Origin of the sequence: Listeria cornellensis FSL F6-0969, assembly GCF_000525855.1 — a bacterium.
In the GTDB taxonomy this organism is placed as follows: Bacteria; Bacillota; Bacilli; order Lactobacillales; family Listeriaceae; genus Listeria_A; species Listeria_A cornellensis.
This window is the reverse complement of the sequence record NZ_AODE01000045.1, coordinates 1-15,069: the sequence shown is the minus strand read 5'-3', so window position 1 is coordinate 15,069 and position 15,069 is coordinate 1. Positions and strand designations below refer to the sequence as shown.

9 protein-coding genes and 2 pseudogenes are annotated in these 15,069 nt (G+C 42.6%); 2 read left to right on the top strand and 9 right to left on the bottom strand.

Annotated elements, in window-relative coordinates; all coding sequences use genetic code 11:
- Positions 1–129 precede the first annotated feature (129 nt).
- The 9 genes and pseudogenes from PCORN_RS20980 to recQ all read right to left on the bottom strand — a co-directional run bounded on the left by PCORN_RS20980 (position 130) and on the right by recQ (position 11,969).
- Complete coding sequence (locus PCORN_RS20980; RefSeq protein ID WP_051999546.1) at positions 130–699, bottom strand: xenobiotic acyltransferase family protein; 570 nt, start codon at positions 697–699, stop codon at positions 130–132.
- A gap of 312 nt (positions 700–1,011) precedes the next feature.
- Positions 1,012–2,293, bottom strand: a pseudogene (gene pbpD1 / locus PCORN_RS15595) (D-alanyl-D-alanine carboxypeptidase PBPD1).
- Positions 2,294–2,486: 193 nt separating this feature from the next.
- On the bottom strand, positions 2,487–4,184 hold the full coding sequence (locus tag PCORN_RS15590; RefSeq protein WP_036082286.1) for a CocE/NonD family hydrolase: 1,698 nt from the start codon (positions 4,182–4,184) through the stop codon (positions 2,487–2,489).
- Positions 4,185–4,330: 146 nt separating this feature from the next.
- Positions 4,331–4,714 (bottom strand): cupin domain-containing protein, encoded by a 384-nt coding sequence (locus PCORN_RS15585; protein ID WP_241433214.1) that lies wholly within the window; start codon positions 4,712–4,714, stop codon positions 4,331–4,333.
- 195 nt (positions 4,715–4,909) lie between these two features.
- Positions 4,910–6,123 (bottom strand): annotated as a pseudogene (locus PCORN_RS15580) (Y-family DNA polymerase); the annotation flags it as partial.
- Between the two features lie 55 nt (positions 6,124–6,178).
- Complete coding sequence (locus tag PCORN_RS15575; protein ID WP_036082284.1) at positions 6,179–6,517, bottom strand: hypothetical protein; 339 nt, start codon at positions 6,515–6,517, stop codon at positions 6,179–6,181.
- Positions 6,518–6,734: 217 nt separating this feature from the next.
- Positions 6,735–8,879: a DNA topoisomerase III gene (locus PCORN_RS15570; protein ID WP_036082282.1), complete on the bottom strand. Its 2,145-nt coding sequence runs from the start codon at positions 8,877–8,879 to the stop codon at positions 6,735–6,737.
- Between the two features lie 123 nt (positions 8,880–9,002).
- Positions 9,003–10,019, bottom strand: a complete 1,017-nt coding sequence (locus PCORN_RS15565) for a WxLIP family cell surface protein (protein ID WP_036082288.1) — start codon at positions 10,017–10,019, stop codon at positions 9,003–9,005.
- 171 nt (positions 10,020–10,190) lie between these two features.
- Positions 10,191–11,969, bottom strand: coding sequence for a DNA helicase RecQ (recQ, locus tag PCORN_RS15560; RefSeq protein ID WP_036082280.1), 1,779 nt, complete (start codon positions 11,967–11,969; stop codon positions 10,191–10,193).
- 633 nt (positions 11,970–12,602) lie between these two features.
- On the opposite strand from recQ, the gene PCORN_RS15555 reads away from it, so the two are divergent.
- Both PCORN_RS15555 and PCORN_RS15550 read left to right on the top strand, forming a co-directional pair.
- Positions 12,603–13,307: a hypothetical protein gene (locus tag PCORN_RS15555; RefSeq protein ID WP_036082278.1), complete on the top strand. Its 705-nt coding sequence runs from the start codon at positions 12,603–12,605 to the stop codon at positions 13,305–13,307.
- Positions 13,222–15,069: Ig-like domain-containing protein (locus PCORN_RS15550; RefSeq protein WP_241433212.1), on the top strand; the 1,848-nt coding region annotated here is incomplete at its 3' end. The genes PCORN_RS15555 and PCORN_RS15550, both read left to right, overlap by 86 nt.

Here is a 15,069-nt window from a genome sequence, read left to right as displayed (position 1 = left end):
TGAGTATAACGTTTTGTTCTTTTACTATTCCATGTTTCATTCCATCTGTTCATGATAGTGTCCTCTCAAATCTGTAGATACGAGCGAGGTCGTTGTCTGCTATATTTTTATTTTTTGTATAGATCTGATTTACGGGTTTGATGTATCCCACCATGCTTCTTTTATCAGATTTTCGATTGTGTTTTCCTCAAATCTTTTTTTGAGAATTTTGGCCGGAACTCCGCCGACAATTGCGTATGGTGGGACATCTTTTGTCACTACCGCGCCCGCTGCTAGTATGGCACCGTCGCCAATATGCACTCCTTGCATAACTAGAACATTCCCGCCTATCCAAACGTCATTCCCGATTATTGGAGGGTTTTGAAAATTATCCCAGCCTTTGCTATCATAAGTGAATGGGGATGTGGATAGTTTGTCGATTGGGTGTTCATCTAAACCGATTTGGCAATATGCCGCAATAGAGCAATACTTCCCTATGGTGCCCGAAGCGATGATGGCACCTTTGTTGACATAAGAATAGTCACCAATCGTTACGTTGCTACCGATAATGACATCTTTATTAATCCAGCACTCCTTTCCTAGTTGGACATTCGCGCCAATTTGACTCGAATGAATTTTGTTTTTTGGAAAACGTTTTCTACATTTAATCAGGTTCATATACCCTCTCAATCCCAATGGCATATACTGTTTTATATTCATATTATGTGTCCCCCATCATTTTTACAAGCAATGAATGTATCTAATCTTATAAATAGTATAGAGGAGGTTTATTTTATTATCAATACAAAATGAGTGGATTTATGATTAAAATGCACTTTTTGAGCTTTTTATTTGTAATAGTATCTTATTATACATCATTGAATGTCCGCTTCTACTCGATTAAATCTGAATTATACCCGCTCATTATGAGTCGTTTCCGCAAAAAAGATGTCTATCATGTGAACGGAATTTAATATTTTTTACAGCAAAAAGCTGAGCTCAATTTTGCACCGAGCTCAGCCTATTTCCTATTTAATTAAACCAACCACTGATTCCATCTACGACATAATCCCAAATACCTGTGAAAAAGTCACCAATACTATATAGCATTAGCATGAACCAGTTCGCTTTATCGACATCGTCTTTTGTAACAACATTAATTGTGTCGGTTTTCTTGCCGTCTACATAACCTAATGTGTCACCGTCTTTTAGCTGAACTGTCATCGTGCCTACTTTCGTATCTTTCTTCACTGGTGCGTCAACTGTTTTTTCGTCTAATGTCACTTTTTCATCTAGTTTTGGCTCGGTTGTTTGTTTTTGGAACAACGATTTTGACTGCATCTTTTGTCATTAAGGCGACACTATCTTCTTTGCCTTTGTTAACTGCGATTGTTTCTTTTACCGCTGCATTTGCTTTACGAACTTCCATTACTTTAAAATTGTTAAAAGCGTGGTCGAGCATTTTGTTGGTTTCGCTAAAACGTGTTTTGTCATGTGCGCTAGTTCCACCATTGGCATGCATGACTACTGTAATCACACGCATACCGTCTTGGACTGCAGTCGCTGTAAGACATTGACCTGCATAATCCGTCGTCCCAGTCTTTAACCCGTCCACGCCTTCTCGTGCATAAATCAAGCCAGGCAATAGCCAATTCCAGTTTGTCATATCAATTTGGTCGCTGGTACCTTCGCGGAATTTCTTCTTGGCAATGCTTGATGTCTTCAATACGTCAGGATAATCTTGAATGATGTGTTGCGCTAATTTTGCCATGCCACGAGCTGTCATTTGATTCTCGTCAGTCGCGCTTCCAACTTGAAACTTGCCTTTTAAATCGGAGTTATTGAGACCTGTTGCATTCACAAACTTGTGAGCGCCGAGTTTCAAGTCATCTGCTTTTTTATTCATCATATCGACGAATTTAGCTTCTGAACCAGCTATTTTTTCAGCCACCGCGATAGCCGCACCGTTCGCAGAATAAATCGCGATTGCTTGATAGAGCTCCTCGACAGAATACGCTTCACCACGTCTGAGGGGTACATTAGAAAGCGAGCGATCCTGTGAAATTTCATATGCATAATCCGAAATCGTGACTTTATCGTCCCATTTCAGCTTACCTTTCGCTACAGCCTCTAAGATTAAGTATTCATTCATCATTTTTGTCATCGATGCAATTCCCAGTAACTGATCAACATTCTTGCCGTATAAAATTTTTCCTGTGCCTTCTTCAATTGTAATTGCTGCATTTGCATTGACAGTTGGTGGTGCTACTGCCGCGTCCGCCATCATCGGTCCATGTACTAAACTGCTCATCATCAAAATTACCGCTAAAAAGACAACACCTGTTTTCGAAAAAATTCTCACCTTACCGCTCCTTCACGCTCTATGTTTTTTATTGTAAACATCCAAGATCAAGCTCCCTTAGCCTCTTGAAAGGTACTTTAAAATTGAGATACCTAACTATTCTACCATGAATTAAATAGTGAGTATAGGAAATTTAGTCATGAAATTATTTAATTATCGGGAGCAGAATATGGGACGGGTGCTCTGGGTCGTGAAAAATTGTTTGATTTGCGACAATACTCTCCGTTGTATTAATAAAACTAGCACCTGTATTTGGGTTCGCATCAAACCTTGGGAAGTTACTAGATGATATCTCGACACGAATAGCATGGCCCTTTAGAAATACATTACTTGTAGACCATAAATTAATAGTATATTTATGCAACCCATTTTGCACCTTATCACCATGTTGTTTAGAAGCGCGAATGATACCTTCTGTGAGATTATAAGCCGTTCCATCCGGCATCACATCAATCAATTTAGCCGTAAAATCTGTGTTTACAGCGTCTGTTTTTGCCCACAAAACGACCTCAACTGGGCCAGTTACTTCGACTTCCTCGATAAGTGACGCTGTTGTGTAACACAAGATATCTTCCCGCTGCTCTAAATCGCGTTGATCACGTGGACCATCGGCTTGAATGGCTTTATGAAGCGTTCCTCCGCCATGAGATGGCACTGGATTTTCCGGATTATATGCGAAAACATCATTTTTTTCACTTCTCTCAGGTCGTTTGAAATCTGCTGTCCCATCACCTTTTAGCGTATTTGCTTTGCCTTCGCTATGGAAATATAATGGTGTGAAATTCGTGTTTTCTAGCGGCCAATTTTTTGCACCTTGCCATTTATTAATCCCCATCGTGAAAATTTGAATCGGCGCTGTGTGCGGTAGTGACTCACCTTTTAACCAGTGATTAAACCATTCCAAGTGACGCGTATGCATACTTGCTTCACCCCAAGAACCAGCTGCTGTTCCAAAATCACGATCACCAATCATCGATATGAAATTGCCATGCGTCCAAGGTCCGATCACGAGTTTATCCCCAAGCCCCTGGCGATGACCTCCGAGGAAGTTTGCAATAGTCTTATCTAAGAAGCAGTCATACCAACCTCCTATGTGTAAACCTGGTATTTTCACCCGATCATAGTTATCTTTCACACTTGTATCTTTCCAATGTGGGTGATCTAGCGGATAATCAAGAATTTCTGTGAAGTATGGCATTGCACCAGTATTTTTGACTGGTGGCCAAGCATTAATTGGTTTGAATTTATACCATTCTTCCAAATTGTCGAGATCTTTTTCTAACTGTTCGAATGCGGATTTCTGCTCTTTTGGATCCGTAATATGACGCGTAATCAAATCCGGCAAAATAGATTCGATGCTCCATGAAGCCCACGCACCAAGCTCAAGCGCACCATCATGATCATTAAATACATCCGTCATATTGTTTTGTGACATCGTTGGAACGATAACCTTTAAACTTGGAGGCTCAGCCATCGCAGCTAATAACTGCGTGTAACCGTAATACGATAAGCCAAACATGCCGACTTTTCCATTCGCTTGTGGTAACTTCGCTGCCCACTCAACAGTATCATAGCCATCATTCGCCTCGTTTATGTACGGAACAAACTCTCCTTCAGAAGTAAAGCGCCCTCGTACATCTTGTACTACAACAATATATCCATTCTCCGCCAAAACATCTGGACGTAAAAAATGTAATCCGAAAATTTTGCTATATGGAAGTCTTGTTAGTAAAACTGGAAATTCTCCATCCGCATCTGGACGATAGACATCTGCATACAATGTCACACCATCTCGCATTTTTGCTGGGACATCTTTCTCAATCTTAATTTTGCAATGTTTCACGTGAAACAACCTCCTTCTATGCTTATTATTGTTTCGTATTCTACGCCCATAGTCAAGAAAAGCGCGCAAAAAACTAGAGCCTTTCTGATTTAACCTCAGAAATACTCTAGTTTCTAATTCTATTTATGCAAAATCTACACATATCACTACTCAAGCTCATGTAGAATCAAATCAAGCGGTACCGGCCCAGCAATTCCGATAAATACAAAATCTGTTGTGCCAGTATTTTTCATACCATGTTTCTCACCTGGCCTAGCGACACAAACCATTCCTTTTGAGATTTCAACAGATTCACCGCATTCTGGATAATACGTACCAGAATCCCCCTCCATACAGATCCAGATATCATCTGCTCGCTTATGAGAATGGAAGTAAAGTTCTTGCCCTGGTTTCAAACACCACACGGCACCCACTGTTTGTCCTGTTTCGTAAAAAATATTCTTCTTAGCTTGGTTACCATCGAAAGACTTGATTTCATTTACATCAAAAATACGGCTCTTGTAATCTTGTACTTTTTTCGCAAACATCATGTAAAGCAACTCCTCTCGAATTTGTGATTATGTTCACAAATTATATTTTACACCGGAGAGGTTGATAAATCTTTGTTGCTTTAGGCTAATTCTGTGACACTTATTTATTTAAATGGGATAAAAAAAATGATATTTTTATCCACATGGTTGTTCAGTTCAGCTACAAGATTTCAGGATTTCGTTTATGATAACTGGTTAACCTTTATGACCACCTACCATGGACGATCGTTTCAGTCCGGTTGCCCCACTTGCTAGGCTACTTGCATGCATTAAAGATTGAAAACCATATCTGTCACGAATTTTGTCTATCGTGCGCTCCAGTTGCTCTTGATTTACGGTCTGGACAGCACTTTCAAACAAATTCAACTGAGTTCCATCTTTATAACGTATCTTGCCTAACTGAATGGATAAACTGCGAATTGGCTCATTAGCAACATGCTTTCGGAATATATAAAGTGCATAGGTTGTTATTTTTTTTACTACTGTCTGTTGGGTGAATTTTTAGTTGGGTTCCGAAACCTTTTTGCACGCTGTAACGGCTATATCCTACAGAAATATGAATGACCGATGTCTCTGCGTGCTCGCGTCGCAATCGCATCGCTATATCTTCTACCATTTCTCGGATGACAATCTCGACTTCCTTGTGATTATCGTAGTCTCGTTCTAATATTTGACTCTTACTATAGCTCTTTGACAGTGGTACATATTTCTCTGCCAAATCCGTGTAATCAATACCATTTGCATGATAAAAAAGTTCTTCTCCGACAACCCCCATCGCGTGACGCAAATAGTTAGGTTCTGCATGCGCTAAATCATATATCGTATATATGCCTATGCGGTTTAACTGGACTTCGGTTCGCCTTCCGATTCCCCACATTTCTGTCATAGGCTTTACTTGCCACAATTTACTTGGAACGTCCTTGTAGCGCCATTCTGCAATGCCGTTTGGGTGGTGTTTGGCTTCGACGTCCAAGGCTACTTTTGCAAGTAACGGGTTCTCTCCAATGCCAATGGTGACATATAACCGTAACTCATCTAAAATATCTTGTTGTATGCGTTTGGCGATAGTCATCGTATCTCCAAATAAGCTATGTGAATGGGATACATCCAAAATAGCCTCATCGATAGAGTAAATTAGCAAATGCTCTGGTCCCACGTATCGTTTGAATATCGTGGTAATCATTTCATTGACTTGTAGATAGAGTTTCATCCGCGGTTCTGCCACAATAATTTTCGCGTCTTCTGGAATTTCGTAACGCCTTGACCCCGTTTTAATATTAAATTGATCTTTTCATTTTTTGTGTTGCGGCAAGTACCAAACCACCTTGGCTTTCTTGATTACTCATCACGACTAAATAGGCCTCTAAAGGGTTTAGACGTCTTTTCACGCATTCAACAGAGGCGAAAAAAAACTTTTCACATCAATGCATAGAATATCTCGCTTCGGTGCGATTTCATAGTCTATTAACTGTACCATTTCTCAATCCGCCTTTCTTCTACATGACGAATATTGGCTAGTTCTGTCGCGTGAATCCCAGTGCTTGTTCGAATATAAAGGCTGTCTTCTTCGATACCTATTAATTGTCCAACGATATCTGGTTGTGCCTCGGTACCCATCGGCTGGTATTCTTGAATAGCAAGCATCACATGGTGAGATGTTGCGTGATTTAGAACGGACTGAATAACCTCTTCGTCCATTGCCGCTTTCCACTGTGGGGTTCTATTAGATTGTTCCATATGCGCGGTATGCTCACTTAATATGAAGCCGCCCCATTTCTTTAGTCCTCGATCTTTGTAGGCCATCGTAAATCGCCTCCTGTTTATTGGCTGGATGAAAAATTCCATGCTATTTTCTCCACCACTCTAATTAACAGTATACAAACATATGTTCGTTTTCGCAAGTCACTAAAGAACTATTTCAAATTAAGAACGAATAGGCTACCAGATTTCCAATTTAAAGCATTGCATGCAAAAAATACACATCCAAATCCATTATCGGATTCAGATGTGTATCTAGCTGTTATTTCAGTTTTAACTTCGCTAGCGCTTCTGCCATCGGGTTGTTGAACGGCTCTTCTTCCTTCTTGTTTTGTTTCTTTATATAGTTTGCAACTTCGCTTTTCGAGACGTTTTTATTTTTCTCATTGCCTCGACGGGCGTTGAATGCGGATAGTTTTTCGCGATGACCGCAAGAACAAGTGAAGATTTGTTTGTCCCCCTCACCACGCAGTTCCATACGTTTGTGGCAATTTGGACAACGGGCGTTTGTCGTTCTAGCAACGGATTCACGATGGCCACATTCACGATCTTGACACACGAGCATCGTACCTTTTTTGCCCTTGACTTTAAGCATCAGTTTGCCACAATCAGGGCACTTGGTTGATGTCACATTATCATGTTTGAATTTCTTATCGTTTTGTTTGATTTCAGTCACGGCTTTTTTGGCATAGTCGCGCATTTCGTTCGTAAATGTTGTTTTATCTAGCTGACCTTTTGCGATTTTCGATAGTTTTTGCTCCCAAATTGCGGTTAGTTCTGGGGATTTCAAATCGGCTGGAACAAGGTCGAGCAACTGGCGGCCTTTTGACGTAATCATGATATCTTTGCCTTGCTTCTCTAGGGAAAAACTGTTGAAAAGTTTCTCGATAATGTCGGCGCGTGTTGCAACTGTACCAAGTCCGCCTGTTTCACCGAGCGTTTTCGCCAAATCTTTTTTGCCACTGGATAGGCTTGGATTTTCCATCGCGGAAAGTAATGTGGCTTCGTTGTACCGAGCTGGTGGCTTCGTTTTGCCTGTCGTCAGTTGGATATCGCGAACCTTTAACTGCTCGCCTTTTTTCAGTTTTGTTACCGTATCTGTGTCGTTGTCTTCATTGTAAACGGCTTTCCAACCGAGTGATTTCACGACTTTACCTTTAAGCCCGAATGTTTCGTTGCCAATTTTGGCTTGCACGGCGGTTTCTTCATACACGAATGGTGCGGAAAGTACAGCTAAAAAGCGTTTCACGACGAGGTCATAAATTTTGCGTTCGCGGTCGTTTAGGTCGGACAAGCTTGGCGTTTCTTCCGTCGGGATAATTGCGTGGTGATCGCTTACTTTGCTATTATCAACAAATGACTTGTTTGCCTTGATTGACTTCGATGCTACGGCGCGTGCAGGTTTCGCGTATGGTCCAATGCCACACGCTTCGACGCGTTCTTTCAACGTTGGTACGATATCATCGGAAATAAAGCGCGAATCAGTACGCGGATACGTCAGAATTTTATGGCGTTCGTATAGGGTTTGCATGATATTTAACGTTTCTTTAGCGGAAAAATCGAAGCGCTTATTGGCGTCACGTTGCAGTTCCGTCAAATCGTACAGACCTGGCGCGTGTGTTTTCTTCTCCTTCACGGCTACATCTGTAACCAAGGCTTCCTTCCCATTCAAACTCCGCGCAATTTTCTCAGCTTCTGCCTCATCAAATGTCTGGCCCTTACTCCAAGCAAAGCTACCCTGTTCCGTCACCGCGGTCAATTGGTAAAATTCCTTAGGCTTAAATTGGCGAATGTCTTCCTCGCGCTGTGCAATCATTGCAAGTGTCGGTGTTTGCACGCGTCCACAAGAAAGTTGCGCGTTATATTTCGTCGTTAGCGCACGTGTGGCGTTAATTCCAACCACCCAATCAGCTTCTGAACGCGCCTCTGCTGAACGATATAGGTTTTCGTAGGCTTTACCGGGTTGTAGTTTACTGAACCCTTCACGAATCGCCTTGTCGGTCACAGACGAAATCCAAAGACGCTTGATTGGTTTCTTCACTTTAGCGTATTCGATAATCCAACGCGCGACAAGTTCACCTTCGCGACCCGCGTCTGTTGCGATTACGATGGAATCTACATCTTTACGCGTCATCAGACTTTTCACCGTTTCGTATTGTTTACGCGTTTGCTTGATTGGTACGAGTTTCATTTTCTGCGGAAGCATCGGTAAATCTTCCATATTCCACGATTTATATTTGGCATCGTAATTCTCTGGATCGGCGAGCGTGATTAAGTGCCCCAGCGCCCAAGTTACGATATATTTCGAGCCTTCCAGGTAGCCGTTCTTGCCCTGCTTACAACCAAGAACGCGCGCAATGTCTTTCCCAACAGAAGGCTTCTCTGCTAAAACTACTGTTTTTGTCATTTTAAAATTCCTTTCTGGATTATGAGATATGTTTATTCTATCATAAAAAAGGATTCTACATTTCAAAATTCAATCAAAACCCGGATAGAAGCCAATTTGCAGCTCCCATCCGGGTCCTTTTACTTATTCTTTTTTATCTTCGTCTTTATCTTTTTTCGAGCGTTTTCCTAACCAGAAGGCTAGAAGTACAAGCAGAATCAGTACTAACGCGCCGCCCGCAATGTACCACCACGTATAGTCTTTTTCAAGTTCTACCGCGGTATCGTTTAGTTTTTTCGCATCGTCACCTTTGATGGTGAATTCTTCGTCCCATTTCCATGTTTTATCTCCGGATGTTGCTACCATTTTCAAACGGTATTTTCCGGCTTTAAGCGGCTGGTTTTCCCAATCAATAGCGTAATTAAAATTGGAATTCGGCGCCATTCTTAAATTATCGCGTTTTGCTTGATGTAAAACCTGATCGTCCCCTGATTTGTAAATTTTCGCATCAATCATTAATGGTTTAATCATCGTCGCTTCTGGATTTTGCAGGTTCGCCGTCACCACGTTGCGATAATTGATTTGTTGCGGCTTGATTGCGTGCAACTTCATGTCGGGCTCTACAACCGTATCATTTTCCGATAGTTGCACGCCAACCACATAGGCATAGCGATTCTTGATTTGCACGCCTTTGCCATCTTCTTTTTTCGCATCGGGATCTTCTTTTTCAATGAATTGTAAGCCACCTAAAATAATGCCGTCAAATGACGCGGCGGGCATTGTCACCGTGACCTTGATTGTTTTACTGCTTTTGGCGGGAAGCACGACCTCATCGTCTGTTTTCGCAATTTCGGAAAATGGTGTTTTCAGCGATTTGTCCAATTTCGGATCGGTTTGGCTGTAGTCCACGATCCCATTATCATTCGTCACCGCCGTGTTTGCGTTCGTTTCAATCGTGATTTCCTTATCTGTATCGTTTTTAAGTACGACCTCTAAATCTTGTTTTTGACCTGGCTTCATGCGCAAATCAAAGTATGTCTTCGTTTTATCGATTTGGTTTTCTGGAATAACCGCGGTGACAGAGAAATTCGCTGCCGCCTCAGGGCTTAACGGATGGAATAGCACCCCTATCAACATCATTGGCAATACTAAAAGTAACATGAACTTCTTCACAAAATCCCAACTCCTTTCAATTCTCTCTTTACTATAGATAAATAACCTATATACCTCTATTATAAGTACCCGCTGACCTTATTTTAAAAACCCCGATTATAAAAATAATAAAAAGCAGTATTCGAACTCTAAAATATAGTCCAGATACTGCTGTTTTTTTCATGCTTGCTTCTGTAGTACTTCCAAAAATTCCGCGCCATATTTCTCAAGCTTATTCATACCGACACCTTTGATTTCGAGGAATGCCTCTTCATCTTTTGGCAAGTATTCACACATTTGCCGTAACGTTTCGTCGGAAAAAATAATATACGGCGGAACTTTGTGTTTCGACGCAAGTTCCCGGCGTACTTCACGCAATTCGCCGAACAAGCCTTCATCCACATCAATCGATACTTTCGTAACTTTACGGGCCGTTTTCCGCGTGACTTTCTCTTTACCGAGCAGAACGTTAACCGCCTCATTCGTCAGTTTCAACGATGGAAATTGGCTGTCTGTATATGCTAAATACTTCTCCGCCGCTAAATAATCAATCAATTGCAACACATCTTTTTGCGAGCGATCCTTCATTAGACCATGTGTCGTTAACTCCTCTAGGCGCCACTGCTGGATTTTCTGATCCTTCGAGCCCGTCAACACTTTGGCCACCATCACTTTTCCGAAGCGTTCTTGCATCCTTTTAATACATGAAAAGACTTGCTGTGCCTCAATCGTAATGTCCTGTGCCTCTCGCGTATCGAGACAATTCCCACAACGTCCACAGTTCTCGCCTTCTTCGCCAAAATACTGCACAATATATTTCTGCAAACAAATCTCCGTGTAGCCGTAACCCGCCATTTGACGCAGTTTTCCGTACTCGTTCTGCTTGCGTTCCTCGTCCATCTCCGACTGATCAATCAAAAAATGCTGAATATGCGTGTCTTGCGGGCCGAACAGCAAAATACAGTCACTGGCAACGCCGTCACGGCCAGCACGTCCCGCTTCTTGGTAATACGCCTCGACATTTCGCGGCAAATTATAATGAATCACGTACCGCACATTGGATTTATTAATTCCCATCCCAAACGCATTCGTCGCCACCATAACACGCACATCATCATACAAAAATTTCTCCTGCCAACCGTTACGCTCTTTGTCTGACATACCGCCATGATATTTCCCCGTCGGAATACCCTTCTTGTTCAGCATCTCATACAGCCGCTCCACCTCTTTACGCGTCGCCGCATAAACGATTCCCGACTGATCACCGTTCGTTTTCACATAATCGAGTAAATATTTATCACGATCCTGCCCTTTCACGACTTGAAAAGCCAAGTTCTCCCGTGCAAAACCCGTCTGAACAATACTATCCGGGCCAATGTCCAGCAACTTCATAATATCATCCGAAACCGTTGGCGTTGCCGTCGCCGTCAGTGCAATAATGAGTGGACGCGGGTGAATAAGGTCCAGCGTATCACACAGCGTCAAATAACTCGGACGAAAATCATGCCCCCAATGCGAGATACAATGCGCCTCATCAATCGCAAAAAGCGCAATATCCGTCGTGTCGACTAACCGCTTAAAGCTCGCCGTCTCCAAACGCTCAGGCGCAATATAAAGCAGCTTTACCTCCCCATTTTCCGCATCCCACAACCGGTTATCAATTTCATTTCCCGACAATGTACTATTCACAAACGTCGCCGGAATCCCCTGCTCATTCAGCGCATCCACCTGATCCTTCATCAAGGAAATCAGCGGCGAAACAACAATCGTCAAACCGTCCAAAACCAGCGCCGGAATTTGGTAACAAAGCGATTTTCCGCCCCCAGTTGGCATAATCGCCAGCGTATCCTTACGCGCATACAAGTTCCGCAACACATCCTCTTGCCCATCGCGAAACGACGAATAACCAAAACTCTCCTGCAAAACTTGCTGCGATCTACTCCAATATTGTTCTATCATTTTTCCACTAGCACCTACCTTTTATATCCCGTGCAAACTTTTCTATCCCTCTAGTATACCGTTTTTCTCCAAACAAAAGAAGAGCTTTCGCGAAATCCGTTTTTTCACAGATTCTACCCCCTTCAAAAAAAGGTTTTCGAGCTTGTCAAAACAACATAAATTCGCCACAATTTTACATAAAAAAACGGAAATTCTGTATTTCTTATAATCATTATCCGTGATAGATTTATATCTATGCAAGGAAATATTTTCTTGCATTCCTACATAACACGGGGGAGAATAGTAACGTAGTAGCCAGTCACGCATGAAAAGAACCGCGCTGTCCAAAATGGATGGTGTGGTTCTTTTTGCTAGTCGCTATTTAGCATGAAAAAATGACCAGTAGCAAAGTTCATCTATGGGTCCACAGTATCACGATACAACGAATGGAACCTAATGTTGGCGTAGAAAATAAGCTGCCAACCCTTTTTGTTTCCGTTTCAAGATAAACAAAGTTTGTAACAAAGTATTCACAACTAAACGAAAAATAGCGGAATAATTATATTTTTTTTTTGTAAAAAAAGAAGCGTACACTAAATAAGTGAGTTAGCAATTAGCTAATATCAACAACATATTCAGGGGGATTTTATAAACATGAAAAAACAGTTAAAAAAAGCCGCAACGACACTTCTTGTGGCCAATGTGCTAGCAACATCCATTATCACAACCTTGCCACCCGTACAAACACACGCAGCAGAACAGAAATTAACATCGAATTTGAAAGCCACCACAAGCTATCCACAAGCTATAGCACTAGCAAGGCCTAACCAAAAATTTCTTGCAGGACACGTAGCTCCTAATGTAACATTATTAGTCTCAACATATAAGGCAAATAATACGGACGTGTCAGTTGCAGCTACCGTTACATGTGATGCAGATGGGAACTATAAGCTGTATAGCGTTGCTTTAACAGAAGGTATGCGCATCACGGTAGCAACTACAAATGGCGAGATTGTCGGAGATACTAAAGTTACAAGCCCTCTAGTAGTTCCAAGTGGCAGCACCGCTGTCATTGACCCTATCTATGTAAGTGATTATATTGTAACTGGGCGCATGAATGTGCCAACAGGACAGAGATCCGATCTGAGAATGGATCCTATTCCTTATAACAGCAGTCCTGGTATTCAGACAACAGCTTCCATATTAACTAATGATTATTTTGCTATCTTGATAACGTCTGATATGAAAAAAAAGAATGCCTGCGGGTCAATTGATGCAACTTCAAGGATTATTTTTGCCTACAATGTACACGAATGTACTAGGCGGATCTCGTCCAACTGGTCTAGCGCTAGATGTTAATGATATAGCCACCACAAAAGGCGCTACAGGCAAACTTGGTGTCACCGTATCTCCCGCAGATGCCTCTCAAAGTGTCACGTATAAATCTGGAGATACCAACATCTTAAGTATTGATGCCAATGGTAACTGGATAGCGAAAGAAACCGGTACAACGACAGTCACCGTAACATCGACAGTAAATTCTAGTTTATCAAAAACCATTAGTGTGAGTGTAGGGGAAAGTAAAGCGGATATCGCACGAGCTTCCGTGAATGACTTATTTATTTCGAATAACCCGGCCAACCACATCAAAGACACCACGGACCAAGCAGCCATTGATGCTGCACAAAGTAAAGTAGATGCCATCACAGGCGATGCCGCACAAAAAACAGAATTACAAGGGTATGTAGATAAAGCAAAAGCGGAATTAGCAGCGAGAATAGCCTTAGCGAATGCGACAGCGGCTGTCAATAATCTATTCAGCAACCCGCCAACAAACACGGCATTAAAAGACACCACGACACAAGCGATGATTAATGCCGCAAGTGCACTCGTAGAAGCTCTACCAGCCAGCGATGCAAAAACAAAACTACAAGGCGATGTGATAACTGCCAACACCTTGTTTAATGCCATCACGCCAACAACGATTGGCGCGTTGACAACCGACTCCACAAGCGTTTCCGGAAAAGGCGAACCTAACAGCGACATCGTCATCAAAAACGGTAGCACAATCCTCGCATCTGGTAAAACAAACAGCGCCGGTGACTATAGCTTCAACATCACCAAACAAGCCGGCGGCTCTACCGTTACGGCGACAGTGACGAAAGCATCGAATGGTAAAACATCGACTGCTAACACAACCATCGTAGATAACACGATCACCCAAACAACGATTGGCGCGTTAACAACGGAATCCACAAGCGTTTCCGGAAAAGGCGAACCTAATAGCGACATCGTCATCAAAAACGGCACGACTACCATCGTATCTGGTAAAACAGACAGCAGCGGTAGCTACACGTTCAACATCACCAAACAAGCCGGCGGTTCTACCATTTCGGCGACAGTAACTAAAGCATCGAACGGTAAAACATCGACGGCCAGCACAACCATCGTAGATGATGCGATTACGCAAACAACGATTGGCACGTTGACAACCGATTCCACAAGTGTTTCCGGAAAAGGCGAAGCCAACAGCGCTATCGTCATCAAAAACGGTACGACAACCATCGCGTCTGGTCAAACAGACAGTGCCGGTAACTACAGCTTTATCATCGCCAAACAAGCCGGCGGTTCTACGATTACAGCGACAGTAACCAAAGCATCGAACGGTAAAACATCGACGGCCAGCACAACGATCGCCGATGACGATATCGTCCAAACAACGATTGGCGCGTTGACAACCGATTCCACGAGCGTTTCTGGAAAAGGCGAAGCCAACAGCAACATCGTCATCAAAAACGGCACAACAACGATTACTTCGGGTAAAACAGACAGCGCCGGTAACTACAGCTTTATCATCGCCAAACAAGCAGGCGGCTCTACTATTTCTGCGACGGTGACGAAAGCATCGAACGGTAAAATATCGACGGCCAGCACCACGATTGCCGATGACACCATCGCCCAAACAACGATTGGCGCGTTAACAACCGATTCCACAAGCGTTTCTGGAACAGGCGAAGCGAACAGCGCTATCGTGATCAAAAACGGTACGACTACCATCGCGTCTGGTAAAACAGACAGCGCCGGTGACTATATCTTCAACATCGCCAAACAAGCCGGCGGA